The organism is Cohnella hashimotonis, from assembly GCF_030014955.1.
Lineage (GTDB): Bacteria > Bacillota > Bacilli > Paenibacillales > Paenibacillaceae > Cohnella > Cohnella hashimotonis.
The window spans coordinates 6,051,068-6,076,919 of the sequence record NZ_JAGRPV010000001.1 but is presented as its reverse complement, the minus strand read 5'-3'; the positions used below and the strand labels follow the sequence as shown (position 1 = coordinate 6,076,919).

Genomic DNA, 25,852 nt, shown 5'->3' with positions numbered 1-25,852 from the left:
TGGATATTAACGAATAATGATAATCATTATCAATAGATACGCACAGAAAAGGGGTTCATTATGCGCAAGCGTCTACAACCGATTTCCATGATCGCGCTCATTCTCGTCACGGCTTTGATGCTGCTGGCGGCTGGCTGCGGGAGCAAGAACGATGAGGAAGGCGCTGCTTCCTCATCGGCGGCTCCGGCTTCCGAGTCTGCATCCGCCCCGGAATCCGCTTCGCCGTCCGCATCCGCATCGTCCAGTCCGCAAGGCTCGTCCGCAGCTGCCGGGGCGACCGTGTACCCGCTCGTCATCGACAACTACACGCTGTCGGGCGAGGGTGAGGAACAGAAGGCCAAGCAGCAGACCTTCGACAAGGCCCCCGAGCGAGTCGTCGCGAATACGCAGCCGGTCGCAGAGCTTCTAATCAAGCTGGGACTGGGCGACAAGCTGGTGGGCGTCGCCGCGCTGAACGGCGCATCCGATCCCGAAGTATCGGCGGAGGAATTCAAAAAAGTGCCGGTGCTCGCGCAAGGGTACGTCAGCAAGGAGCCGGTCGTCGGCACGAATCCGGATCTCGTCATCGGACGCGCGGGGCTTTTCGCGGACGCGGACTGGGGCAACGGATCGGTGGACAGCCTGAACGGCTTGGGCATTCATACATACGTGAACAATGCCAGCTTGCAGGGCGCGACGCTAGACAGCCTGTACCGCGATATCGAAGAGATCGGCAAGATTTTCGACGTTCAAGACAAAGCAGCGGCTCATATCGCCAAGCTGAAGGCGCGTGCGGATGCGTTGAAGACCAAGTACGAGGGCGAGACCGCGCAGAAGTTTGCCATCGTCAACGACACCGGAGACGGCACGCTTAGCGTGGACAGCGGCTCGCACGACTCGTTTCAGCACGACGCCCTGTCCTTGATCAAGCTGAACAACGCCTTCCACGACGTCGACGGGTACGAGGTCAGCATCGAACAACTGGTCGCCGAGAAGCCGGACGTACTGCTGCTGTCCTACTACACCGGCGCGCAGGACCCTGAGTCCACGCTCAAAGCGGCGTATGCCAATCCTGCGCTGCAGGACATTCCGGCGATCAAGAACAAGCGTATCTATGTGATCGACTTCAACGCTTTCTGGGGCTACGGCGATCAGATCATGGCGGCTGCGGAGAAGCTGGGGCAGGAAGTATACGGCAAGTAAAGTATGCGACAAGTGAAATATACGGCAAGTGAACAAGGAAAAGGCACTGCGGGAGGTTTGTCCTGCGGTGCCTTTTGCGTGCGTGGGGGCGGTGGCGCGGAGCGGTAGTTGTTACAAGGCGGTTAACTTCGCGTACGGAAGGAATGGGGAGACGGTAGTTGTCAAAAGGCAGTTAATTTCGTGCACAGACGGAATGACGGAGGATTAGATGTCAAAAGGCAGTTAATGGGGCCGGTCGCGAACGATTTAGACGGCGGGGGCGAAATTAGCTGCCTTTTGATCATTATTTTTTCTTTTCGGCGGCTTTTGGATGAAATAAATGCCTTTTGACCACTATCTAGCTAGCAGGCAGGGGGAACGTTGGAATGGATGCGGATGCTGAGTAGCGGATGAAACTGCGGGCGGCGATACGGCTGGAGTAGCGGATGACTAGCTAACGGTGGTAACGCGGCGAGCAAGGGCGAGGCTGGCGAGCAGAGAGCAGCGGTGCGGCCGAGACTGGCGAAGGCGATACGGCTGGCGAGTAATGAGATAGATTGGCGAACGTTACCGAGCGCAGGAGGGGGACCCTTTCAGTGGACGAAGCTCTTAGCCGGCGTAGGCGCTAGTCTTGGCGGACGCGGCCTGTCTCCGACGCAGAAAGGCCCGGCGCTCGCGCATGTGCGCATCGCCGGGCCTTATTCGAAATCGGTGAAGCCGTCAATCAAACCGGCTTAAACGTAAACCGGAACGCATACGGCCGGTTGGCCGGGAGCGTGTAGGCTTCGTGCGTAGGCGCACCCCAGCTGTCGTCGCCGCCGACGCCCATCTGCTTGAAGTTCACGCGCACGATGCTGCCGCGGCTCGGCGGCAGCTTGTACGGATGGTCGCTCGCCTCGATCTCGTCCGGCGTCCACGGGAGCGCGCTCAGCTCGAACGGCTGCGCGCTCTCAAAGCGCAGGCCGCGGCCGTCGCTGCCGGTCAGCTCGGCGAACCGCACATCCGTCTTGTTGCCGCATTCCTGCGGCCGCAGATACGGCACGAATTGCTCGGCGACCGTGCCGGCGTACCGGCCGAGGCGCGCGCCCGTGCGGCGGTCCCAGTGATTTTCGTGCGGGCCGCGGCCGTACCAGGACACATTGTCCAAAGCGCCGTCCAGCTCAAACATCAAACCGAAGGCAGGCAGCTCCGGCAGCGCGTCGCTGCCTGGGTTGAGCTCCTGGGTCGCCTCGACAGCGCCGTCCGGACCAATCTCGTAGCGCAGCGTGACCGCGCTCGACGGATCGTTCGCAAGCCGATAGGCGGCGGTCACGACATGCGACGAGCCTGCCGCGCGCGCAGCCAATCCGACGAGCTGCAGCGTGGTGCCCGCATCGCGCCAGATCGCGCAGCGCTCGCCCATTTTGTTGCCGCGGTCGTTGTCGGTCTCGGGGCGCCAGAAGTTCGGGCGCAGCGGCGCGACGAGCAGCTCGCGGCCGTCAACCGCATAAGAGACAAGCGCGCCGTTCGTCCGATCGAAGCGCGCTGCGAATCGCTCGCCCGTTACCGTCAGCGCGTCGCCGGACTCGGCAGTGACTAACGAGGCTGCTGTGACAGCGGCGCCATCGCCGGCTGCGGCAACCTGCGCATTGGCAGACGCTCCCGCAATAACGGCCGTTTGCGCCTTCAGCACGAACTGGTCCCACGCGATTTCATGACCCGCCTCCGCCCAAATCGTATCGGCCTTAAGCACGAGCGACAGCAGCAGAGTTGCTTCGCCTTCGCCCGGCAGCGCATCCCACGCGTAAGGCACGATAATCTCTGCACTCTCGCCCGGCGCCAGCGCCAGCTCGAGCGCGCCGCTCTCGCGCGTCACGCCGTCGATCGCGATCTCCCAACGCAGCGCGTACGCCGACAGGTCGGTGAACAGATGCTTGTTGCGGACGCTGAAGCGACCTTCGCGCAGATCGACTGCCGTCCACGCCGCGTTCTGATAACACTTTTTGACCTCGAGAAGCTTGGGGGTAACGCTCCGGTCCGCGAAGAGCAGGCCGTTGCCGCTGAAGTTGCCGTCGTGCGGGGACTCGCCGAAGTCTCCGCCGTAGGCGAGGTACTCGACACCGTCCGGCGTACGAGTCCGAATCGCTTGGTCGACCCAGTCCCAGATGAACGCGCCCTGCAGGATGTCGTACTTGTCGAACAGCTCCCAGTACAGGTGCAGACCGCCGCAGGAATTGCCCATCGCATGGCTGTATTCGCACAAGATATAAGGCTTCTTGGGCTTGTTCTGCGCGTAGCGCTCGACATCCGCGGGCTTGGCGTACATCGTCGACTCGATGTCGGACGCGGCGTCGTAGGCTCTGTGATGGAACGTCCCCTCGTAGTGCACAAGGCGCGACGGATCGGACTGCTTCAGGAAATCGTGCATGGCGATGAAGTTTTCGCCGCCGTACGACTCGTTGCCGAGCGACCAGATGACGATGGACGGATGGTTTTTGTCCCGCTGCATCATCGAATTGGCGCGATCGAGCACGTTGTCCCGCCATTCCGGCTTGCTGCCCGGCACGTTGAACTCCTTTTCTTCCTCCTGGCCGTACTCCCAGCTGCCGTGTGTCTCGAGATTGGTCTCGTCGATGACGTACAGGCCGTATTCGTCGCAAAGGTCATACCAGATTGGCTGATTCGGATAATGCGACGTACGTACGGCGTTGACGTTATGCGTCTTCATGAGCAGGATGTCGCGGATCATGTCCGACTTGGACAGCGCGCGTCCGGTGTCGCAGGAGAACTCGTGGCGATTCACGCCTTTGAAAAGAATCCGCTCTCCATTGATCTTCATGAGCCCGTCCTTGAGCTCGAATGCACGGAAGCCGACGCGGCAGCCGGTCGCGTGCAGGAGCGCACCGTCGTCGCCGTAGAGCGACAGCACCAGCGTGTATAAATGAGGCGCTTCGGCGCTCCATTTGAGCGGTGACGTCACCGGGGCGGACAGCGTCAGGGCGAGCACTTCCTCTGAAGAGGAAGCGACGGCCAGCGAATGAGCGGCATCCCATAGAGGGCTGCCGGAAGCGTCGTAAAGCTGCAGGTCCAGGCGGCTCGCGTCATAGCGGTTGCCGAAGTAATTTTCCAGCTTTACGTCCACGGCCAGTACTGCGTCGCGGTAGTCCGCGTCCAGCGTCGGCTTCGCGAAGAAGTCCGACACCCGCAGGGCGGGAGCGGAGTACAGGTACACGTCGCGGAAAATGCCGGACAGCCGCCAGAAGTCCTGGTCCTCCAGCCAGCTTGCGTCGCACCAGCGGTACACCTCGACGGCCAGCTTGTTTTCCCCTTCGACCAGGTAGGCCGTAATGTCGAACTCCGCAGGGGTGAACGTGTCCTCGCTATAGCCCGCAAGCTCGCCGTTAACCCAGACGTAGAAGGCGGACTCGACGCCCTGGAAGCTTAAGAATACGGGCTGGCCCGCCCACGAGGCGGGCACCTCGAACGAGCGGACGTAGGAGCCGACCGGATTGTAGGTCGTAGGCGCGAACGGCGCCTTCAGCTCAGGCTCGCGTTCGGACCACGGGTAGCGGATATTCGTGTATTGCGGGTAATCGTAGCCGTGGAACTGCCAATGCGACGGCACAGGCATGTCGGCCCAGCCGCTCAAGTCATAATCCGTTCGGTAAAAATCGGCCGCGCGCTGATCCGGCGTGTCCGCGAGGGAGAATTTCCAGGTGCCGTTCAGGGAAAGAAAGTAAGACGAAGCGGTCGGATCCCCTGCGAGAACGCCTTCTGCGGAAGGATAGGCCATCATATGGGAATGCGCTTCCATCCGGTTCAGCTGGAAGACGTCGGGATTGTTGTTCCATTCGGGATAGCCGTTGGCCGGCGGGGTATATTGCAGCTTCTGACGCACTGGCAGCGCTCCTCTTCCATTGATGTCGTTAATATATTCACATTATAGACTCTATGGTAGAGTGGTTAAATAAAAGGATTTTATTCCGAACTATTAAAATATGAAACGAGCGATGCCAGTTGAAAAGCAAGATGCTGTTCTGCCGGACGGACCGGACGTCGCTGCTGCCGGTGTATGTGACATCGATCGGCTATTGGGAGCATCAGCCCGAGACTGAGCGCGAGGAGGGCTTTCCCGATTATCAGCTGCATCAGACGATACGGGGGGGCGGCGAATATACCGTAGAGGGCCGGTCCGTCCGCGTCGGACCCGGAGAAGCGTTCGTCCTGTACCCGGGCGTCGCGCATGCGTACCGCCCCGTCTCGAAGCCGTGGGAGATGGCGTGGGTCGCGTTCAACGGCCGGGAGGCAGGCGCGCTGCTGCGTTACGCCGGTTGGCGCGCTTCCGGAGGCGGCCGGCTGGCGGAGGCGGGGCTGTTGGAACCGTTCGCGGCGATGCTCGAGGGCGACTCGCTCTCGTACGAGGCGAATCTGGAGCGGTCGCACGGCATATACGCCCTGCTGCTTGAACTGGGACGCATGCAGTCGGTAGGCAACCGGGAACAGGACATAAACCGGATGAAGCCGATCGTCGCGTACATCGAAGACAATCTGCACCGGGCGCTCTCGCTGGGGGAGCTGGCGGAGGCTGCGGGGGTATCGCCGCAATATTTGTGCCGGTTGTTTCAGAAGACGGTGCAGATGAGGCCGCTGCAGTATGTCAACCTGCAGCGCGTCGGGCGGGCCAAGCAGCTCATGTTCGGCGCGCCGGGCCGGCGGATGCATGAGGTCGCGCGGGACGTCGGCTTCGACAACGCGAGCTACTTCGGCGCGGTATTCAAGAAGGCGACGGGGTTCAGTCCGGAGCAATTCAGGCGGCTGTACGGACTGCCGGGAAACGATTGAACGCTTCCGGTGAACGGCAACTTTTAACCGCCGCGTATCGTTGAAGGGTTAAAGGGGCGATGATCGATGGAGCGACAATACGAAGACAAGAGAAGAGGCAGGCGTATTCGCTGGATGGCTGCAGCTATTCTGGTGTCGATGATATTATTGTCAGCTTGTCAGTCAGGCGCGCAAAATGGAGCGGCTTCCGGCAGCAGCGCGGTAAAAGGGGGCGAAGCGTTACGGACGGAGGAAGCGGTGGCGGCCGTACCGTCGTACAAGCCGGTGCCGAGCGTCGGTCCTTCGGCCGAACCGAAGCCGCAGTTGGCGTCCCGTATGCTGAGCGAGCGCGCCGAAGCTTCGGACGTCAAGTGGGTCTATATGACATGGCCCCTCTGGTCGGATTTGGCTGCGACGCTGTACCCGGATCGCGACGAAGAGCGCATCTCGCAGCTGATCGGCTGGATCGAAGCGGCGCGGCCGATCGAAGGGACCGGACTCGCCACACCGATCAAAAACCGCAGCATGGCGGTTAACGTAGAGCTTCGGGACGGACGCCTGATCGTCGTACGGCCGGCTTGGCGCTGCACGACAACAAAGTTTGAGAAGGGCAACGTGAATTTACGCTGCGAAGATGCGGTCGATCGCGTAGTTATCGAGGATGGAGCAGCCGGTTCGGAGTCGGCAGCCGTTTTCGCGGAGTCCGCCGAACTTTATCGGTTTTTAAACGAGGATTACAAGGTTTGGATGCCGCCGGTTCAAAAATACGATTATCCGGAAAAGTTGAAGCCGGGGGCGGCTTTTGCGGTGAGCGGGCATGGCAGCCGTTCGCAATCGGCGACCGTGACGCTGTCGAAGGGCGACGCCGTCCTTTGGACCGGAAAATCCGACGTGCGCGACGGCGAGTGGAAAGTGGAGGGCAAGCTGCCTGCCGCGCTCGCTTCCGGAAAGGATTACAGTCTTAAAATCCAAACCGACGAGGGCGGAACGACCGTTTATCCCGACGTCGAGTAGAGACGCATAGGGCTGCCGATCGCGATCAATCCGGCATCCCGCCGGGCGTCAGCGCCGCGACGCCGCCGAGTACGACGGCGAGCAAGCGATCGGACATGTCTTCGGCCGACACGGCTTGCTTTTCGCGGGCCCATTCGTTGGCCGCCCCGAAGATCGCCCAGCTGGTCGCGGACGCTACGGTAGCGGCAGGGACAGGCCAAGCTTCTGGGGGCGCGGGCACGGCTGCGAGCCACCGTCCGAACAGGGCGGCCAGCTCCTGTTGGACCGCCTGCTCGAACAGCGGATGGAGCGATTCGCGCCGCCGGCAGCCGCCGTACACATCCGCGAAGTGGTCGAGCGCGGCGGCGATCGCGAGCCGCAGGTCGCTGCGGCGCCAGCTCGCGTCCGGCCCGAGCCGGGCGCCGAGCAGCGCCTGCAGCTTTTCGCGGATGACCAGATCAAGCAGGCCGTATTTGTCAGGGAAGTGGGCATAAAAAGTGCCCCGATTGACGTCCGCACGCTCGGCGATATCCCGCACCGTCACGGCCTCGAATCCCTTTTCCTCGACCAGCTCGCGGAATGACTGCTTCAGCAGTCTGACCGTCCTTCTGGAACGTCTGTCCCGTTGACTCGCAGCTGCGTTAAGGCTCGTACCCATGTCCGCATCCATGTTCGTACTCATGCCCGCGACCTCCGTTTCCCGACAATATCGGGGTTGTGTCCGTTAACGGCCGAATCGCCGTCATTGTCGATTGAACGCGCTGCGTTCGGCACGCTACATTATAAGCGAGTGCGCAGTTGGCGCACAACGGAGCGGAAAGAGGGAAACGGGATGGACAAGACATGGACGGATATGTACGGGATGTCACCGATGAACGCAGTGCGCTTCCACGCATACGGCCCGCCGGATACGCTGCGCTTGGAGCAGGTGGCTCGGCCGGTAGCGGGGCCGGGCGAAGTGCTCGTGCGCGTGCACGCGGCGGGGGTCAATCCCGGAGACTGGCAGATGCGCTCGGGTTGGGCCTCGGAAAAGTTCGGCTTGGCGTTAACGCTGCCGTTCACGCCGGGCTACGATCTGGCTGGCGTCGTCGAAGCGGCAGGGCGGGGAGCTGAGCGATACCGCGCCGGAGACCGCGTCTATGGAATGACGGCGACGGCGGGCGCTTACGCGGAATATGCAACCGTTCTCGAGTCACGGCTTGCGCCGCTGCCGGGGGCGCTCGACGACGAACAAGCCGCGGGCTTGCCGATGTCCGCATTCACCGCATGGACTGCCGTGCATGAGCAGGCGCTGCTCGCGCCTGGCCGGACGGCGCTTATTAACGGCGCGTCCGGCGGCGTCGGTCACTTCGCCGTGCAGTTCGCAAAGCTCGCAGGCGCTCGCGTCATCGCCGTGACGTCGGACCGCAACTGCGCATTCGCGGAGTCGCTCGGCGCCGACAGCGTCTTTGACTATACGGCGGACGATTGGAGAGAGCTCGAAGGAGCGGCGGACGCTGTCATTGATACGGTCGGCGGGGAGCGGACGGACGACCTTGTCCGGGCCGTTCGCAAGGACGGCACGCTCGTGCCAATCGGTTGGGGGCGGTACTCGCCGGAGCTGGCTGAGAACGTCGGGGTTCGCGTGCAGGCGCTGCGCATGGCGCCATTCGACGCTGACAGGCTCAAGTGGATCGGAGAGCTGATCGTCACCGGAGATCTAAGGATCGAGATCGGCGCATCGATGCCGCTCGCGGAAGCGGCGAGCGCGCATGCGCTGAGCGAAAGCAGACGGGCGCGTGGCAAAATCGTGCTTCGAACCGACGCTTAGAGGGCGGGGCTGACTGGATATAGAAGAAGCGCGAACCGATAGAAAATTCCGATAAGCCCGCAGATTGACGCCGGGACGCCGAGGTGGTACAGTCGTGACCATATAAAACATAGTAAGCAGGTGGGAAAAATGGTTTTATCGGCGAATCTAGCGTCATCGACAGCTTCGTGCAGTCCCGAGTCGACAGGCTGGGAGCACACGCTTCATGTGGTGCAGGGGAGTCCTGGCTCGGACGTCGACGCCGTCTGCCGCGCGATCGAGGAGCGGGAGGCGGAATGGATCTCGCTTCGGCGGGAATTTCACCGTTTTCCCGAGCTGCTGTTCGACGTCGGCAGGACGGCCTCACGCGTCGCGCAGCTGCTGCGCGAGTACGGACTGGAGGTGCAGGAGGGCGTCGGCGACCACTTCGGCAAAGGCGTCGTCGGCGTGCTGCGCGGCGGCAAGCCGGGACGGACCGTGCTGCTGCGCGCGGATATGGATGCGCTCCCGATCCGGGAGATCGAGGGCCGCGAATACGGGTCCGAGATCGAGGGGGCGATGCATGCCTGCGGCCATGACGCGCATACGGCGATGCTGCTCGCGGCCGCTTACGGTCTAAGCCGGGTGCGCGAACGGCTGGCGGGGACGGTACGGTTCGTATTTCAGCCCGCCGAAGAGGGAGCCGCGCCGAGTCCGGTGGACGGCGAGCTGCGCAGCGGCGGACGCGATCTCGTCGAGAGCGGGGCGGCGGACGGCATCGACGCGGCTTTTGCGCTGCACGTCTGGCCGGGACTGGAAACCGGCGGCTTGGCGATTCACCGGCGAGAGGCGATGGCCGCATCCTCGCATTTCCGCTTTACGTTCCGCGGACGGTCCGGCCATCATGGGGCCCCGCATCTGGCGGCGGACGCGCTGCTCATGGCCGCGCACTTCGCCGTTGAGGCGAATAGCGCCGTCGCGGTCGCGTCCGACCCGCTCGAGCCGGTGTCCTTCGCCTTCGGCAAGCTCCAAGCGGGCACCGCAGGCAATGTTATCGCGGACACCGCGGAGGTGTTCGGCACCTACCGCGCCTTCAGCGATGCGACGGTGAAGCGGATCCGGTTCGTCCTCGAGCGCTGCGCAGCCGCCTGCGCCGACCGCTTCGGCGGCACCGCCTGGCCGAGCTTCCGCATGGGCAAGGCGCTTATTAACGACGCCGTCGCAGTCGGGCTTGCCGAGCGGGCGGGCGCGGACGTGTTCGGCGCGGAGCAGGTTCGCGTGCTCGACCAGCCCAGCCTTGCCGGCGAAGACTTCGCCTACTACCTCGACAAGGCGCCGGGCGCCATGCTGCTCATCGGCGTGCGCGACGAGACGCGGGGCATCGTCCATCCGCTCCACCATCCGTCGTTTGACCTGGACGAACGCGCGATCGCGCTCGGAGCCAAGCTGCACGCGCGCGCGGCCGTTGCTTTTTTGGAACGGGGCTGGGAATAAAAGAGTCATATAGGCTTTTACGTAGTGAAGCCGACGCAAGCAAGACCCCGCGTCGGTTTTTTTGTTGTATCGGTAGATACTGCCCTTCGCACAGGAACGCGTGTGTTTCCGCCGTTTGAACGGTATCCCCTTCGCACAGGAACGCGTGTGTTTCCGCCGTTTGAACGGTATCCCCTCCGCACAGGAACGCGCCCGTTTCACCGTTGAACTGTATCCCCTCCGCGCAGGAACGCGCCCGTTTCACCGTTTGAACGGTATCCCCTCCGCGCAGGAACGCGTGTGTTTCCGTCGTTTGAACGGTATCCCCTTCGAACAGGAAAGCATGTTTTCCGCCGTTTGAACGGTATCCCATCCGCATAGGAACGCACGCTTTTCTGCCGTTTGACCAATATCCCCATTGCACAGACAGACAGGCAGGCTGACAGGTCAGCCGGCATTGCTATCGCCATTGCTCTTACCCCCGTGCACGTGTCTGTTCTCGGCGAAATGACGCAGCAAGCTTGTCCGATTTTGGGAAAAGATGACGAATCCGATGACCTGCGTAACTGTCTGAATGACAGGCAGTGGAGCTAGAATAGTCCAATCAAGACAGGGAATGCGGGGGTTGAGGCCCGTGCCTGAGTGAAGGGGATATCGTTAAAAAGGCAAAATCCGGCTCGCGGTACAGATGAAAATTAGGGGGACTATGCGAGGTGAAGAGGGGGAGGGGATGCCGACCGTCGAAGCGGATGAACGGCTTGATGAGCCGACGCGCGTGTCTGCGGGATCGGCTGCAAAGGGAACAGAGTGCCAACGCTATTATCAAGATTTTTGCGAGACAATGTATGGAGGAGATCCGATGAAGATACGCAAACGTAATCAAAAAAGCTTATTGCTGGCCTTGTTAAGCCTATGCCTGTTCGCGGGCAGTTGGCCGGCGCCCGGGGCGAAGGCCGACGCCGCCGTGCCCGGGGCCACCGTGCAAAAATATATCATGATCGACCAGTTCGGCTACTTGCCGGACGGAGACAAGACGGCCGTGCTCGTCGATCCGCAGGTCGGCTACAATGCCGCGGACGCTTATACGCCAGGCGGGACGCTGGAGGTGCGCCGGGTTTCCGACGATTCGGTCGCGTTCAGCGGCGCGCCGAAGGTTTGGAACGACGGAAAAACGCAGGAGAAGTCGGGCGACCGCGGCTGGTGGTTCGACTTTTCCGAAGTCACCGCGACCGGGGATTACTATATTTACGATCCCGCGAACAATTTCAAATCCTATGACTTCACGATCTCGCCCGACGTATACAAGGACGTGCTCAAAGCGGCGATCAAGACGTATTACTATCAGCGGATCGGCACGCCTCACCTGGCGCAGCACGCAGGAGCGGCGTTCGCGGACGACGCGGCGCTCATAGGTCCGGGTCAGGATTCGCAGGCCCGCAGCGTGTTCGACCGCAACAATCCCGCCACCGAGCGCGATCTGTCGGGCGGCTGGATGGACGCCGGCGACTTCAACAAGTACGTGACGTATACCGCGCAGCCGATCAACGAGCTGCTGACGGCGTACGAAGAGAAGCCGGACATTTTCACCGACGACTACAACATTCCGGAATCCGGCAACGGCATCCCCGATGTCATCGACGAGGTGAAGTGGGAGCTGGATTGGCTGAAAAAGATGCAGGACGACGACGGCGGCGTGTTGATGAAGCTCGGCTTCCCGGCTAGCGGAAAAACCGGCGAATTCAACGACAGGCCGAGTAAAATTACCGTTCAGCGCTACTATATGCCCAAGACGTCCGCCTCGACGATCGTCACGGCGCTTAACTTCGCGCATGCGGCGATCACGCTGCGGCAGTTCCCGGAGCTGGCGGACTATGCGGCCGATCTGCGCGAGCGGGCGATCAAGGCGTGGGAGTGGTACCAGAACAATCCGAAGGAAACGAATGTGGACCACTTCGAGATAGAGGCCGGCAAAGCCGACATCGACTTGGACAAACAAGCGCAGGTGGCGACCGTCTCGGCTGCCTATCTGTTCGCGCTGACGGGCGATCAGACCTATCACGATTATTTTAAAGCCAACTACAAGACGACCTGGCCGATGTCCGACGCATACTGGGGCTTGTACTTCGGCGAGCAGGCCGACGGCCTGATGTTCTACACGACGCTGCCGGATGCCGACCCTGCGGTCAAGGCATATATTCTTGAACGCCGCGACGTGCACGACTTCACCCAGTCGTTTGAGGACAACGACGACCTGTACCGCTCCTTTGTACCGGACTTCTCCTATCACTGGGGCAGTCTGCAGGTTAGGGCGCGTTCGGGTACTTCCTCCTATGACTTCTATCAGTACGATATCAATCCTGCGAAGCGGGACAACTTCTACAAGAAGGCGCAAAACGTACTGCACTATTTCCACGGCGTCAATCCGTTCGCCTTCACGTACCTGACCAACATGGATGCGTACGGCGCGGAAAATTCGATCAAGCAAATCTACCATAGCTGGTTCGGCGACAATACGCAGTGGGACAATGCGCCTCCGGGCTTCGTCCCGGGCGGTCCGAGCGAGCAATACACGGGCATCCAGTCCCCGCCGCGCGATCAGCCGGCCCAGAAGACGTACAAGGATTGGAATGCCACCTCGAACGACGAGCCGGCCGAGAGATCGTGGGAGATCTCCGAGAACGGCATCTATTATCAATCCGGCTATATCAAGCTGTTGGCCAAGTTCGTGCCCGCGCCTGCGGCATCCGCCCAGGCTCCGCAGACGCCGACGGGTCTCACCGCTACTGCTGCTGAGAGCACGACGGCGATCCAGTTGAACTGGAGCCGCTCCTTGGGTGCGACGAGCTACGATGTCGAGCTGGACGGCATAGTCCGGGAAAATGTGAAGACGCTCTTCGTCACGCATGACGGCCTGCAGCCGGGCACCGGGCATTCGTACCGCGTGCGTGCGAAAAACGCGGTCGGCGAAAGCGAATGGAGTCCGCTCGTGACCGGCGTCACGGCTGTACCGCCGCTGCCTCCCGAAACGCCGACCGGCCTCAAGGCCGTTCCGGCAAGCGCATTTGCGATGACGGTAAGCTGGAATGAAACCGATCGTACGAAAAAGTACGAGCTTGAGGTGGACGGCACGGTAATCAACAATGCCAAGCAGACCGCCTATAAGCACAAAGGGCTGGAGCCTGTCTCCACGCACACCTACCGGGTACGCGCCATGAACCTCGGCGGCACGAGCGCATGGAGCGCGCCGGTGACGGCGACGACGCCGGTAGCGCCGCCGAGCAATGTGATCGATCTCTCGCATAACGGCGATAGCGGCTACACGTTCGGCCAGGCGAACGACCAGGTCAAACGCTATCAGACATTTATCGCCGACATGTATCCGGTGCTGACGAGCGTTGAGGTCAAGCTGCGCAAGTTCGGCAATGCGAGCGATGCCACGGTAGCGCTGTATGCGACCGCTGCCGACGGCAAGCCGACGGGCAATGCGCTGGCCACCGCGACGATCGCGGCCAACACAGTGACGGAGGACTACAAGGCGCTGTCCGCGCCGTTGAAGTATAGCGGCCTGCAGAAGGGCAAAAAGTACGCGATCGTACTCGGCCAGACTACTCCGAGCAGCGAAAACAACATCTACGAGTGGCTCGCGGGCTATAATTTGAGCAATGACATCGAGTTCGGCAAGTTCAACGGCTCGGCGTATATCGACGAGTCGGACATTGGAGACGGCTGGACGAAGCTGTATGTCGCCCAAAGCGCCGATCCGCAGCAGCCGCCGGCCGTGCCGACAGGGCTGACCGCGACGGCGGCGAGCAGCACGTCGATCTCGCTCGGCTGGACGGCCGTGACGGGCGCGACCGGCTATCAGATCGAGATCGACGGATCGTCGATGTACGTGTCGTCGACGGGCACGTCTTACACGCACAGCGGCCTGACGGCCGGCTCGACGCACAAGTACCGCGTGCGTGCAGTCAACGCCGCGGGCCAGAGCGGCTGGAGCGCCCTCGCTACCGCGACGACGAGCCAGAATCAGCCGCAGCCACCGGCGGTGCCGACGGGCGTAACCGCCAAAGCTGCGGGCAGCACTTCTATTACGCTCGGCTGGACGGCCGTGACGGGCGCGACCGGCTATCAGATCGAGATCGACGGATCGTCGACGTACGTGTCGTCGACGGGCACGTCTTACACGCACAGCGGCCTGACTGCCGGCTCGACGCACAAGTACCGCGTGCGCGCGGTCAACGCCGCGGGTCCGAGCGGCTGGAGCGCCCTCGCTACCGCGACGACGAGCCAGAATCAGCCGCAGCCGCCGGCGGTGCCGACGGGTCTGACCGCGACGGCAGCAAGCAGCACGTCGATCTCGCTCGGCTGGACGGCCGTAACGGGCGCGACCGGCTATCAGATCGAGATCGACGGTTCGTCGACATATGTGTCGTCGACGGGCACGTCTTACACGCACACCGGCCTGACGGCCGGCTCGACGCATAAGTACCGCGTGCGTGCAGTCAACGCCGCGGGCACGAGCGGCTGGACCGCATTGGTCACCGCGACGACGCCGGGGCAGTCCTCCGCGTCCGTCATCGATATTTCGCATAACGGTACGGACGGCTTCACGTTCGGCGAGACGAGCGACCAGGTCAAGCGCTATCAGACGTTCGCGGCCAATGCCAACAAGAAGCTGACGAAGGTCGAGGTCAAAGTTAAAAAGTACAACGGGCCGGCCGACCTCGTCGTTACCTTGTACTCGACAAAGGACAATAAGCCGACGGGCAGCGCGCTCGCGACCGCGACCGTCAAAGCGTCCGCGATCGGCGAAGACTTCGCCGTCGTGAGCGTGCCGCTGGCGTACAGCGGTCTCGCGAGCGGTACGACGTACGCGATCGTGCTCGGACAATCCAAAAATTCGGACTACGCCAACTATGAGTGGAGCACGTCCGAGGTGAACGCCAGCCTTAAGTACGGCAAGTACAGCGGCGGCAAGTGGATCGACGAGTCGGGCATCGGCGACGGCTGGCTGAAGGTGTACGTCGGACAGTAAGGATTCGGTGGGGCGTCCCGGCGATCGGGCGAATCCGAAGCAGGAACGAAGCAGAGAAATTGGTGCGACATGCGCGAAAAAGCCGCCGCGGGAGCGATCCTGCGGCGGCTTTTCTCTTCTCGCATCATTCAAATGAATAAGGTAAGCCGAGCAGCTCGGCGCCGTTTCGATACAAAATCCGCTCGAGCACGCCTTCCTTCCATTCCTGATTCCGAAAATGGGACAAGGCAAAGTCGTATGGAACGTTGGGATAGCAGGTGCCGAACAGAATCCGGTCTCCCAGCTGAAAATTGGCGGCCTCTACGTACAGCTTGCTGCCCGGGGAGCCGAGGTACAGGTCCGGGGACAGGTAGACATTGGGGCAGAAAATGGCGAGCGCGATCGCATCGGAGACGAAGGGCCAGGCGCCGTGCGAGACGATGATTTTCAGATCGGAATATTTCCTGGCCGCACGAGCCAGGCCGCCGGGTCTGGCATAGTCGAAGTCGACCTGCGGGCCGACAAGGCCGAGAAATCCGCTCAACGTAATGGAAAGCGGGAGTCCGTGCTTCAGGCAGGCTTCGAAGATCGGGTCCCAGGCGGGATCGCCAATGGGGAAGCGCGGCTGCAGCACGGCCGGATTGATCGATACCCCGCGAAACAGCCCTGTCGCCGCATACTGCTCGATGGCTGCAACGGCACCGGCCACATCCGTGCTGTCCGCGCCGATAAATCCGATGAACCGGTCGTCCGTGCGGCTCGCCAAGAAGGCGGCCAGCTCCTCGTTCGACGAACCCGGCTCGCCGCCGCGTCCCATGACGACCGTGTGCGTGATGCCCAGCGCTTCGCCTTCGCGAACGACCTCGTCCAGCGTTTCCGACAGCACGGGCGCGAGCCCCTGCAAATTCAATAGGTTGCTTAGCGCATTCTTGCCCTCCGCAAACAACGATTCCCATGCGGGGATCGGCGGCTTCATGCGAAAATCGATGATCACGTCGCGGGTCCTCCTCGGTTGAATGCTCGTTTACTACAGAATCTACCATCCGGGTTCCGTCAGGGTCTAATCGAATAATCGAATCGAAGGATTAACAAATCCAATCGGCTGCGAGACGGCAAAAGTAATGGCGTGGAAGGGGGGGGGGGGATGTGTGAATGGCGTGGAGGGGGTGGCGGGAGTGCGGGCGGAGAGCGATCTTCGGAGGAGCGCTTCTTTTTATTAATATCGATCGATGCATTCAAAAACTCTATTAGACGCTGCGTCGCGACAGGCGTATAGTAGTTGCATCTGTAATTCTGACTAAAATACCTGGAATAGTATGAGGGGCTGTATGAGTGCCCAATCCCGAGGAGGTCCGCCATGAAATTTGCCTTATTCAGCCTGCTGATGAACATACCGAACGCGGTGACCGGGGAGACGTTGACCGACCAGGAGAAGTTTCAAAACGTGTTGAAGCAGGCCGCGCTGGCCGAGGAGTTGGGGTTCGACGCCTACGGCGTAGGAGAGCGGCATGGCGAGCCGTTTCTGTCCTCGTCGCCGGCCGTCGCGTTGACCGCCGTCGCCGCGCGTACGTCGCGAATCCGGTTGCTGACGACGGTGACGGTGCTCAGCGTGCTCGATCCGGTGCGCGTCGCCGAGGATTATGCCACGCTCGATCATCTCTCTGGGGGGCGGCTCGAGCTCATCATCGGCAAGGGCAACGATCCCCGCCACTATCCGCTGTTCGGCATCCGGGAGGAGGAGCAGTGGGAGTCGCTTGCGGAGCGCTACGCGCTGCTGAAGCGGCTGTGGACGGAGGAGAAGGTGACCTGGGAAGGCAAGTACCGCCCGCCGCTCAGCGAAGTGACGACTTATCCGAGGCCTTTTCAACAGCGAATTCCCGTCTGGCACGGCAGTGCGTCGAGCCCGCTCTCGACGGAGCTGGCGGCCAAATACGGCGAGCCGATTTTTTCGTCCAACACGTTCCATCCGATGGCCAAGTATCAGGCGCTGATCGACCATTACCGGGAGCGTTGGGTATATTACGGCCACGACCCGAAGGACGCGCTTGTCGGCGCAGGCGCAGGCCAGCTGTACCTGGCCGATACGAAGGAAGAGGCGCTCCGGCGATATCGGCCGTACTATGACGCGTTCGCGGCGACGGCCTCGTCGCAGCACAACCAATCTCCGTTTACGGGACTCGAGGATACAATCGAGCGCGGATCGACGCTCGTCGGCAGCGCGGACAGCGTCATCGAGAAAATATTGCGATACTACGAGGGCTTCGGCAACCAGGTGCTGGCGATCAGCGTCGACGGGCTCACCGAGGACGAGCAGCGCGAGCAGATCGAGCGCTTCGCCGCCGACGTCATGCCGGTGCTGCGCCGGGAGATCCCGAGCACGGTGTGGAGCGATCGGCCGTTGACGCTGCAGCGGGCGTGACGAGGTGTCGGGCGTGACGAGGTGTATTGAAAAGTGCGTCCGCATCAAAGAGGCGAATACCGTTGCGGTCAACGCACAGACCGGCTGTCCTACTTAGTCATACCATATGACGAAGGAGGGGATTCCAATGGCAGCCAGATTTCTGGATTCCAAAACCTCGCAAAATGCGAGTTATGCCAACTCGATCGCAATTCCGATCAGCGTAATCGGCACGCCGCAGTTGGTGGCCCAGCAGACGCTCGACCTGTCGGCAGGGACCGCGGGCTTGACCCGGGTCGAATTCACGGGGATCATCGCGCTCCAGCTTCCGCTGCTCCCAGCGGTAACGAACATCACGTTGGACGTATATCGGGGGCTCACGACGGGCGGGGTACTCGTATTCTCGGCGTCGGAGAACCTCAACATCAACCTTCTCGGCCCGCAGCTGATCACGATTGCCGGCTCGGATTTTAACGCGCCTAACACGGCCGGCGTTGCCTACACGGTTTTCGTAACCGCGTCCGTCCTCGGAACGATCCGGGTCGGGCCCGAAAGCTACAACTTTACCGGCGTATCCGACTGACCCGCCGTAACGAACGAAAAACGAAAAAGAGCCCCGCGCAAGGGCTCTTCTTCGTTTTCTGCGAATTTTCCGCGACGTCGTCAAGGAATCACGATATCCGAATATCCCGCGAAAATCGTCTGCGAGCCCGGGCTCGTGTCCATCCAAACGCCGATGTAGCCGCCGGGCGGAACGCTGATGATGTCGATGTAGTCTCCGATGGTCGGCACCGGCGTCGGGCTGCTGCCGTTCGGATTGAACGAGGTGTTGGTAATGCGGGTGTTCGTGAACGTCGCTCCGCCGTTGATCGACCGCGCGACGAACACGTCCAGGTCGAAGCCGTCGACCTGGTTGCTGTAATAAATGACGTTAACGACGCCTGTCAGCGGGTCGACATCGACCGACGGGAAGAAGTTCTGACTGCCGGCCGGCGCGCCTGTGATGCTGACCGGGACGGACCAATGCTCGCCCTTGTCCGTCGATTTGGACATGAAGATGTCGGCATAGCCCTGACGGTTGTCCTGCCACACCGCATAGACGTCTTCGGTGAACGGCCCGATGGACCGGTCCGTCGAGATGCTGGCGAACGTAAGCACGCGAAAGGCATAATTCGGGACGGGCAGCGGGTTCGGGACGGGAACGACAGGGGAAACCAAAACTGAATCTTCAAACGTCACGCCGCCGTCCAACGATCTGCGAATGACGTATCGAAAGCTCGGATTGACGGTCACCCACGCCGCATATACGATCCCGGTCAGGCTCACGGCGACCTCCGGCCGTTCGACCTGATCCGACTCGCTCGACAGCAGGACCGGCGTATTCCATGTCGTTCCGTTGTCCGTTGAACGCTGAAAGAAGGCCGTGGAGTTGCCTCCGTTCGCGACATTGAATTGGTGGTTATAAGTGACATAGATATTGCCGAGGTACGGACTGGATTGGCCGACGTCTACCGTAATGTTAGTCTCGTCGTTGTTGATGTAGGTGCCGAACCCGGGGGCAACGATCTTGGGTCCGCTGAATGTCGCGCCGTTGTCGGTGGACACGTAGAAGATGGTCGTGCCGTCCGAAGGGCCGGGGAATGCATGTGCGGCGACGACAAACGTGCTCGGGAATCCGTAAGCGACTGTCGGCGCTTCAGCGCCCGTAAACCCTGCAGGCAAGGGCAGCATTGTATTGCTCCAGCTGCTCCCGCCGTCCAGCGAACGGTAAAGGCCGATCATCGGCGAGCCTGAAGTCGTATCGACCGATACGGATACCATGATGCCGGTCATCAGCAGATTGACAGCGACGCTTGGCTCGAATTTGGGAAAGCCCGCCGGAGTGACTTGAAAGTTGAAATTGGTCATTCTCGCACGCATCCTCCTTTCGCCCGCACGTTTATATTAGTTTATTGCCATATGCGCCCCGCGAGCTATGCGCAAGCCTGCCGCCGGCAAAAAAATGCGCCATTTCCGGGGCAAAGTTGTCCAGTTTCATGCGATGCTTACGGAATAAAGTAGAGGAGGAAGGAGGGAATCCAATGGCTACTTTTACAACGGGTTTGATCACCAATACGAGGGCGACCGGCAGCGCAGCCTCCAACATTGTCGTCAGCGCGCGAAACCTTAGCAACGCGAGCGCGACGATCGTCGTTGAAGTGTTCGGCGTTCCGGGCAGCGCGCCGGCTCTGACGCCGCTGTATGTGACGGGCTATATCCTGCCTGCGCTTTCGTCCGACATCCGTACCTTTTTCATCGCCGGCAACGTGTCCTATGAAGTGCAATACAGCATCACTTCGACGCTGACCCAGGTTGCCATGTCCACGTACGGGATTGACGAGTTCGGCAATCTCGTGACCGAGCAGCGAGTGCTGCACTCCGAGCTGACGCCGACCAACGGATTGACAATTCCCGTCTAAGGAATGCAGACGACCGAAGCCGGCGCGCAAGCGCCGGTTTTTTCGCGTTGTTTCCATGCAGAAAACGAAGGCCGGTCTGGGTTAGTCGCACAAGCAATCCGGATGAAGTCCCATACACTAACATCATCTATGCGCGGAAGAGGTGACGCTTCATGGTCGACCTGGGCGTAGTCATGCCCGTCTACAAGCAAAAGCCGGCGTTTCTGAAAGCCGCGCTTGAGTCCGTGCTTCGGCAATCGTTCAAGGACTTCAAGCTGATCGTCGTGATCGACGGCGCGCCCGAGATGGAGCCGCTCGTGAAGCAGTACGCCGACGGCGATGCGCGGGTCGAGGTGCTGCCTCTCGAGCATAACCAGGGCGTGGCCCACGCGCTGAACACCGGTTTCAAAAAGCTGTATAAAATGAAGCAGATTCGTTATCTGACCTGGGTGTCGAGCGACAATGTGTACTACCCGGCTTTTTTCGCTACGCTGCGCAAGGCGCTGGCCAAAGGACCCGACGAGCTCGGCCTGGTCTACAGCTCTTTCCAGTCGATCGACAACGACGACCGGCCGCTGAACGACGAACTCAAGCTCGCCGCCCTGCGTCAATATCAGTCCAAATCCAAAGATAAGCTGCTCGACTCCTCGATCATCGGGGTCTCTTTTATGTATAAGGCGAAATACGCCAAAATGATCGACGGCTACGAGCTGCAGCCTGTCGAGGATTACGATTATTGGCTGCGGTTGACGGAAAACTGCGAGATCAAGTACATCCCCGTCGAGCTGATGGACTACCGGGTGAACTCAACGTTCAGCATCTCGGCATCGCTCCAGACGGACGCTCAGCACCGTTATTGGCGCTACCGTTATCATCTGGCCAGACATATGGCCAGGAGACGCAGGAACATCGAGCCGCTCGTCACCGTGATCTTCCCGGTCAGCGCAGCGGACGGCGCGGCGATCGCGCGTCTTGAAAACTTATACGAGCAGGCGTTCAGCAATTACTATTGCTACGTGCTGGATCTGACGCCGGGCGGGCAAGCGACCGCGCTGCTGTCCACCATCTCGCACCCGGTAACGGACTTCAAATCGTTCGCGAACGAGCCGGAGCGTAAAGCGTTGCTGTACGCCATACAGATGCTCCGAACGGAGTACACGATGGTGCTGGGCCCCGCGCATTTCCCCGATCCGATGGATATGGAGTTTCTGATCGCGCAGCTGTCCAAGGCGGATAAGGCGCTGCTGTCCAGTTACTATGCCGACGACCGCACGGATATTCTCTACCGGCTGCCCTATGGCGCACCGCCGAAGCCGAACCTGTACAACGAGCTGTTTCGCACGGAAGCTCTTCTTGCGATTTTAAAATCCACGTGAATGGGTGATGAGATGAAAATTCTGTTCACCTTTTATAATCCGAGCGGCGGCATGGAGACGCTGAACCGGGTTCGAAGCCGGGCCCTGATGCGCGCCGGGCACGAGTGCCATCTGCTGTACACGCACGACGGTCAGGGACGCAAAAACATAAGCGGCATCAAGACGTTCATTACGGGCAACGACTATTTGATCGAGCGGCTGATCGAGCGGGAGAATTACGACGTGATCGTCGTATGCACGGACATTTTTCTGCTGGAGAAAATCCGGAATTGGGACTACGAAGGAAAGGTGATCTTCGAAATCCAGGGACTTGGCACCTACGAGACTGCGCGCGCCATTCTCCAGGACTTCGCGGCAAGGGTGCAAGTCTATGCGGACGCGCTGCTGTATCCGAAGACGGATCACCTGATCGAGCTGATGCGCGAGCTGTTTCCCCGGCTGCCCCAATTCTGCTTCGACGACCCGCTGGATGCCGAGCAGTTCGGCTACGAGTCTTATCCCAAGAAACCCTTTCCCATCGTGGGGTGGGTGGGGCGGCTGGAGAAAAATAAAAACTGGCAGGAGTATTTGCTGATCGGAAACAATCTAAGAGGCTACTATCCGGACCTGCAGCTGTGGATGTTCGACGACGATACGCTGTCGGAGCCGCCGGAGAAAGCCCTGTTCGAGCAGACCCTGCGGTATCTGGGGCTAAAGGACCGGCTCGTGCGCCATTCGAACATTCCGCATGAGCAGATGTCGGACTATATGTCGATCATCGGGGACTCGGGCGGATTCCTGTGCTCGACCTCCATTATGGAGGGCTTCGGCTACGCGGTGGCGGAGGCGATGCTCTGCCGGTGTCCGGTGCTCTCCACGGATTCGGACGGCGTACGCAGGTTCATCCGGCATGACAAGACGGGAAAGTTCTATCGCAGAGGCGATATCGCGCACGCGACGGCAGAGGCGCTGTCCCTGATGCGCGACCATTCGCGCCGCGCCGCGATCGTGGAAGCTGCGGATCAGCATATCCGCACCCAGTTTTCCCCGCAGCTCTACACGAAGCAATTTACGAAAATGATGCGTCAGCTCGGCTGCAACGATTAGCGGAAATCGCCGTCGTTGCGGCTTTTTTGCGCGCGCGCAAGGAAGAACGGAGCCACGAGGCGGCCGGCTCATCTTAAGCTGGGGGCGGCTAACTTTAAGCGTGAAGTCGGCTCATTTTCAATTTACTTTCAGCCGCTCCTTTTACAATGGATATCAATTATAGAAATCGGGCCTGACGCCTGGGCGGATTAGAAGATCGGTGGAAGGCAAAACTAATCGTAAGCCTCGCTGCGCCAGACCCTATACCATGTTTGTCCACTGTGATAAAATATGTAAGGCAATTTGTGTCATCGCTGTGTAAATGCGTGACGAATCGTGATGAAGAATGTAAAATCAAGGCATCCATTGGTGAAAGAAGGGGCTTAAACGTGTTCCGGAAAAAAGACATCTTTTTTAAAACGCTCGAGGATATGGCCGATCTGATTATGGAAACGACCGAGCGGTTTCTGGCCGCCGTCAACAGCGATATTCCCGACCCCAGCGCGTTTTCCAAGGAAATGAAGGATTACGAGCATCGCGGCGACCAATTTGCGCATCTGATCATCACCGAGCTGAACAAGACGTTCATCACGCCGATCGAGCGCGAAGACATTCTGGATCTGACCAAGCTGCTTGACGACGTGCTGGACGGCATCGAAGCCGTCGCATCCCGCTTTGATATGTACCATGTTAAAAAGCCCGACGGAAGCATCCGCAAATTCGCGGATTGCCTGAACCGTTCTGCCGTCGAGATCAAGTCGGCGATCTATCTGCTCGGCCAGAAGAAACTGCTCGCCATCCAGACGCACTGCGTGAAGCTGAACGAGCTGGAGAACGAAGGCGACGATCTGCTGCGCGAGAGCGTGAAGACGCTGTTCCTGAACGTCAAGGATCCGATCGAGCTGATCAAGCTCAAGGAAATTTACGAGCGGCTCGAGCAGACGACCGATTCCTGCGAGGATGTCGCCAACACGCTGCAATCCATTATTATGCGCAATTCTTAATGCGCCCGGGACAGGACTGAATACATCGCATGGATATCACCATTTTAGTCGTCATCATCGTCATCCTGGCGCTGGGGTTCGACTTTATCAACGGCTTCCACGACACGGCGAACGCGATCGCCACCTCCGTATCCACACGTGCGCTCAAGCCACGCGTGGCGATTCTGCTCGCGGCGGTGATGAATCTGGTCGGCGCGCTGCTGTATACCGGAGTCGCCAAGACCATCGGCGGCAAGGTGACGGACCCCTTCAAGCTGGAGCACGGGCTGACGGTCGTCATCGCCACGTTGATCGCGGCCATCATCTGGAACCTGATCACCTGGTGGAAAGGAATTCCCTCGTCCTCCTCGCATGCGCTGATCGGCGCGCTGGCCGGCGCGGCGGTCACCTCGGAGGGCTGGGCGGGCATAAATGTTGGCGGATTTTCGACAATTGTCCTCGGATTGCTTCTTTCGCCAATCATTGCGTTCGTTTTGGGGTATATAATTATGTTCTTGTTGAAGCATCTCTTCGCGAGGACGAGCCCGCATCAAGTGAACAAGGGATTCCGGACCGGACAGATTCTGACCGCCGCGCTTCAATCGTTCACCCATGGCACGAACGACGCGCAGAAGGCGATGGGCATCATCACGCTGGCGCTCGTGTCCGCCGGCTGGCAGGATCATCTCGAGGTGCCGCTCTGGGTCAAGATCTCCGCGGCGCTTGCGATGGCGCTCGGCACGTCGGTCGGCGGCTGGAAGATCATCAAGACGATGGGCACGAAGATTTTCAAGATCGAGCCGATCAACGGCTTCTCGGCGGACGCGGCATCCGCAGCGGTTATCTTCACCGCAACGCTCACCCATCTGCCGGTTAGCACGACGCACGCGATCACTTCCTCGATCCTCGGGGTCGGCGCGGCCAAGCGCTTCTCGAGCGTTCGCTGGGACATGGCCGGCCGGATCATTATGACGTGGATCATTACGATCCCGATCTCGGCGCTGATTGCGGCGGCCATCTATGCGGTACTGAGCCTGTTTCACTAAAAAAATGGGCACCGATGCACGCGCCAATGCAGCCGTTACCACATTACAATATAGAGAAACATGGTGTTCTCCACGGGACGGAGTCTGGAGGAATTCACGCCTATGATCCAAGCATCCGCACAGCAAGCCAAATCATGCGTCGAACTGCTCAAGGAGTTCCGCCTCAAAGGTACGGACGCCAGGGGCGAAAAGCTTTATTTCGCCGGAGTCGGCAGACGCGACGTGTACAACGTGACCGCGCCATTCCTCGACGAAGGGGAATGGGTCATCGCCGGCCGCGTTGAAGACCGCGCGAGCGAGCGCTCTTCCATCATGTTTTTTGTGGAGAAAAACGGGAAGTGGACGCCCCGCGAAGGCGCGCCTGTCTTTGAATTGCAGGATCCTTTCTTCACCTTCGTCCGCGGCGAGCTCGTGCTCGGCGGCGTTCAAGTGTTCTTCGATCCCGACGATCCGCATTACGTGACAACGTGGCGCACGGTGTTCTACCGGGGCTATCGCGTTCGCGAGCTGCGGGAGTTCGCGCAGGGCCCGCTGACGATGAAGGACGTGCGCCTCGTCGATCAGCAGAACGGCACCATCGGCGTCTTTACGCGGCCGATGCCGGTCGGGGACGCGCGGGCGATGATCGGCTACGCCGAGATCTCGGACCTCGACGAGCTGACCGAGGAACTGATGGCGAACGCAGAGGTACTGAAGGGCCAGTTCCTGAAGGTCGAGTGGGGCGGCGCCAACGAGATTCATCTGCTGAACAACGGCAAGCTCGGCGTGCTCGGGCATGTCGCCTGGATGGACTACGGCAACATCCGCCATTACTACCCGATGGTGTTCGCGCTCGACCCGGCGACCCGCGCGCACACGCCGCTCAAGCTGATCGCCACGCGCAACCTGTTCCCCGAAGGTCCGGCCAAGCGGCCCGACCTGGAGGACGTGCTGTTCAGCGGCGGGCTGCGCCGCAACGGCGACGGCACCGCGACGCTGTACACCGGCGTCAGCGACGCCGAGGCCGCGCGGATCGTGATCGAGGATCCGTTTGTCGAGTACGAGGCTTAAGAAGTCAGCGCTTGCAAGACATGATGGTTAGCAAGAACAGGCATTATAGGTTAGCAAGTGCAAGGCAATAGAGGTTAGCGAGTGCAAGGCATTAAAGGTTAGCAAGTTAAAGGCATTAGATGCGAGAGATAGGGACCGCTCCGGTTGGGGCGGTTTTTGTCGTTGGATGCGGCGCGGCGCTACCTGGCGAAAATCGTTTCGATAGGATACGAAAATACAGCGACTTATACGATCCAGACTGGCAAAGGTGGTGTACTTAAAGGGAGTTTTTAGTGCTAGCGGAAATA

The 25,852-nt window shown here is 60.5% G+C and carries 18 protein-coding genes; 14 read left to right on the top strand and 4 right to left on the bottom strand.

All coding sequences use genetic code 11. The annotated features are described in order from the left end of the window. Positions 1-60: 60 nt before the first annotated feature. Positions 61-1,182 carry an ABC transporter substrate-binding protein gene (locus KB449_RS24475; RefSeq protein ID WP_282910866.1) on the top strand — a complete coding sequence of 374 codons (1,122 nt, stop codon included), beginning with the start codon at positions 61-63 and terminating at the stop codon, positions 1,180-1,182. A gap of 703 nt (positions 1,183-1,885) precedes the next feature. Here the strand turns inward: KB449_RS24475 and lacZ are convergent. Next, positions 1,886-5,038 (bottom strand): beta-galactosidase, LacZ type, encoded by a 3,153-nt coding sequence (gene lacZ / locus KB449_RS24470; RefSeq protein ID WP_282910865.1) that lies wholly within the window; start codon positions 5,036-5,038, stop codon positions 1,886-1,888. Between the two features lie 119 nt (positions 5,039-5,157). Between lacZ and KB449_RS24465 the strand changes: the two genes are divergently transcribed. Continuing rightward, positions 5,158-5,982: an AraC family transcriptional regulator gene (locus tag KB449_RS24465; RefSeq protein ID WP_282910864.1), complete on the top strand. Its 825-nt coding sequence runs from the start codon at positions 5,158-5,160 to the stop codon at positions 5,980-5,982. A gap of 66 nt (positions 5,983-6,048) precedes the next feature. Further along, entirely contained in the window at positions 6,049-6,975 is a 927-nt protein-coding gene (locus KB449_RS24460) for a hypothetical protein (protein WP_282910863.1), read from the top strand. A 25-nt stretch (positions 6,976-7,000) separates the two neighbouring features. On the opposite strand, the gene KB449_RS24455 is transcribed toward KB449_RS24460, so the two are convergent. Next, positions 7,001-7,636: a TetR/AcrR family transcriptional regulator gene (locus KB449_RS24455; protein ID WP_282910862.1), complete on the bottom strand. Its 636-nt coding sequence runs from the start codon at positions 7,634-7,636 to the stop codon at positions 7,001-7,003. 150 nt (positions 7,637-7,786) lie between these two features. Here KB449_RS24455 and KB449_RS24450 point away from each other — a divergent pair, with 150 nt between their 5' ends. From KB449_RS24450 to KB449_RS24440, 3 genes are all read left to right on the top strand, one after another. Next, on the top strand, positions 7,787-8,764 hold the full coding sequence (locus tag KB449_RS24450) for an NADP-dependent oxidoreductase (protein WP_282910861.1): 978 nt from the start codon (positions 7,787-7,789) through the stop codon (positions 8,762-8,764). Between the two features lie 129 nt (positions 8,765-8,893). Beyond that, entirely contained in the window at positions 8,894-10,216 is a 1,323-nt protein-coding gene (locus tag KB449_RS24445) for a M20 metallopeptidase family protein (RefSeq protein ID WP_282910860.1), read from the top strand. Between the two features lie 838 nt (positions 10,217-11,054). After that, the gene (locus tag KB449_RS24440) at positions 11,055-15,230 is read left to right on the top strand and encodes a glycoside hydrolase family 9 protein (RefSeq protein ID WP_282910859.1); all 4,176 of its coding nucleotides are present in this window, start codon (positions 11,055-11,057) and stop codon (positions 15,228-15,230) included. 124 nt (positions 15,231-15,354) lie between these two features. On the opposite strand, the gene KB449_RS24435 is transcribed toward KB449_RS24440, so the two are convergent. Beyond that, on the bottom strand, positions 15,355-16,203 hold the full coding sequence (locus KB449_RS24435; protein ID WP_282910858.1) for an amidohydrolase family protein: 849 nt from the start codon (positions 16,201-16,203) through the stop codon (positions 15,355-15,357). Between the two features lie 363 nt (positions 16,204-16,566). Between KB449_RS24435 and KB449_RS24430 the strand changes: the two genes are divergently transcribed. Beyond that, entirely contained in the window at positions 16,567-17,628 is a 1,062-nt protein-coding gene (locus KB449_RS24430; RefSeq protein ID WP_282910857.1) for an LLM class flavin-dependent oxidoreductase, read from the top strand. Positions 17,629-17,755: 127 nt separating this feature from the next. Beyond that, positions 17,756-18,190, top strand: a complete 435-nt coding sequence (locus KB449_RS24425) for a hypothetical protein (protein WP_282910856.1) — start codon at positions 17,756-17,758, stop codon at positions 18,188-18,190. Between the two features lie 80 nt (positions 18,191-18,270). Here KB449_RS24425 and KB449_RS24420 read toward each other — a convergent pair whose 3' ends face one another. Further along, complete coding sequence (locus KB449_RS24420) at positions 18,271-19,515, bottom strand: sialidase family protein (RefSeq protein ID WP_282910855.1); 1,245 nt, start codon at positions 19,513-19,515, stop codon at positions 18,271-18,273. Positions 19,516-19,688: 173 nt separating this feature from the next. On the opposite strand from KB449_RS24420, the gene KB449_RS24415 reads away from it, so the two are divergent. The 6 genes from KB449_RS24415 (at position 19,689) to KB449_RS24390 (ending at position 25,565) form a co-directional block, all read left to right on the top strand. After that, positions 19,689-20,066, top strand: a complete 378-nt coding sequence (locus KB449_RS24415) for a hypothetical protein (RefSeq protein ID WP_282910854.1) — start codon at positions 19,689-19,691, stop codon at positions 20,064-20,066. A gap of 152 nt (positions 20,067-20,218) precedes the next feature. Further along, a complete protein-coding gene (locus KB449_RS24410) occupies positions 20,219-21,421 on the top strand; it encodes a glycosyltransferase family 2 protein (RefSeq protein WP_282910853.1) in 1,203 nt (400 codons plus the stop codon). A 12-nt stretch (positions 21,422-21,433) separates the two neighbouring features. Beyond that, positions 21,434-22,507: a glycosyltransferase family 4 protein gene (locus KB449_RS24405; protein WP_282910852.1), complete on the top strand. Its 1,074-nt coding sequence runs from the start codon at positions 21,434-21,436 to the stop codon at positions 22,505-22,507. Between the two features lie 368 nt (positions 22,508-22,875). After that, positions 22,876-23,490, top strand: coding sequence for a DUF47 domain-containing protein (locus tag KB449_RS24400; RefSeq protein WP_282910851.1), 615 nt, complete (start codon positions 22,876-22,878; stop codon positions 23,488-23,490). 29 nt (positions 23,491-23,519) lie between these two features. Continuing rightward, complete coding sequence (locus KB449_RS24395) at positions 23,520-24,515, top strand: inorganic phosphate transporter (protein WP_282910850.1); 996 nt, start codon at positions 23,520-23,522, stop codon at positions 24,513-24,515. Between the two features lie 105 nt (positions 24,516-24,620). Further along, positions 24,621-25,565, top strand: a complete 945-nt coding sequence (locus KB449_RS24390) for a DUF1861 family protein (protein WP_434082563.1) — start codon at positions 24,621-24,623, stop codon at positions 25,563-25,565. Positions 25,566-25,852: the final 287 nt, after the last annotated feature.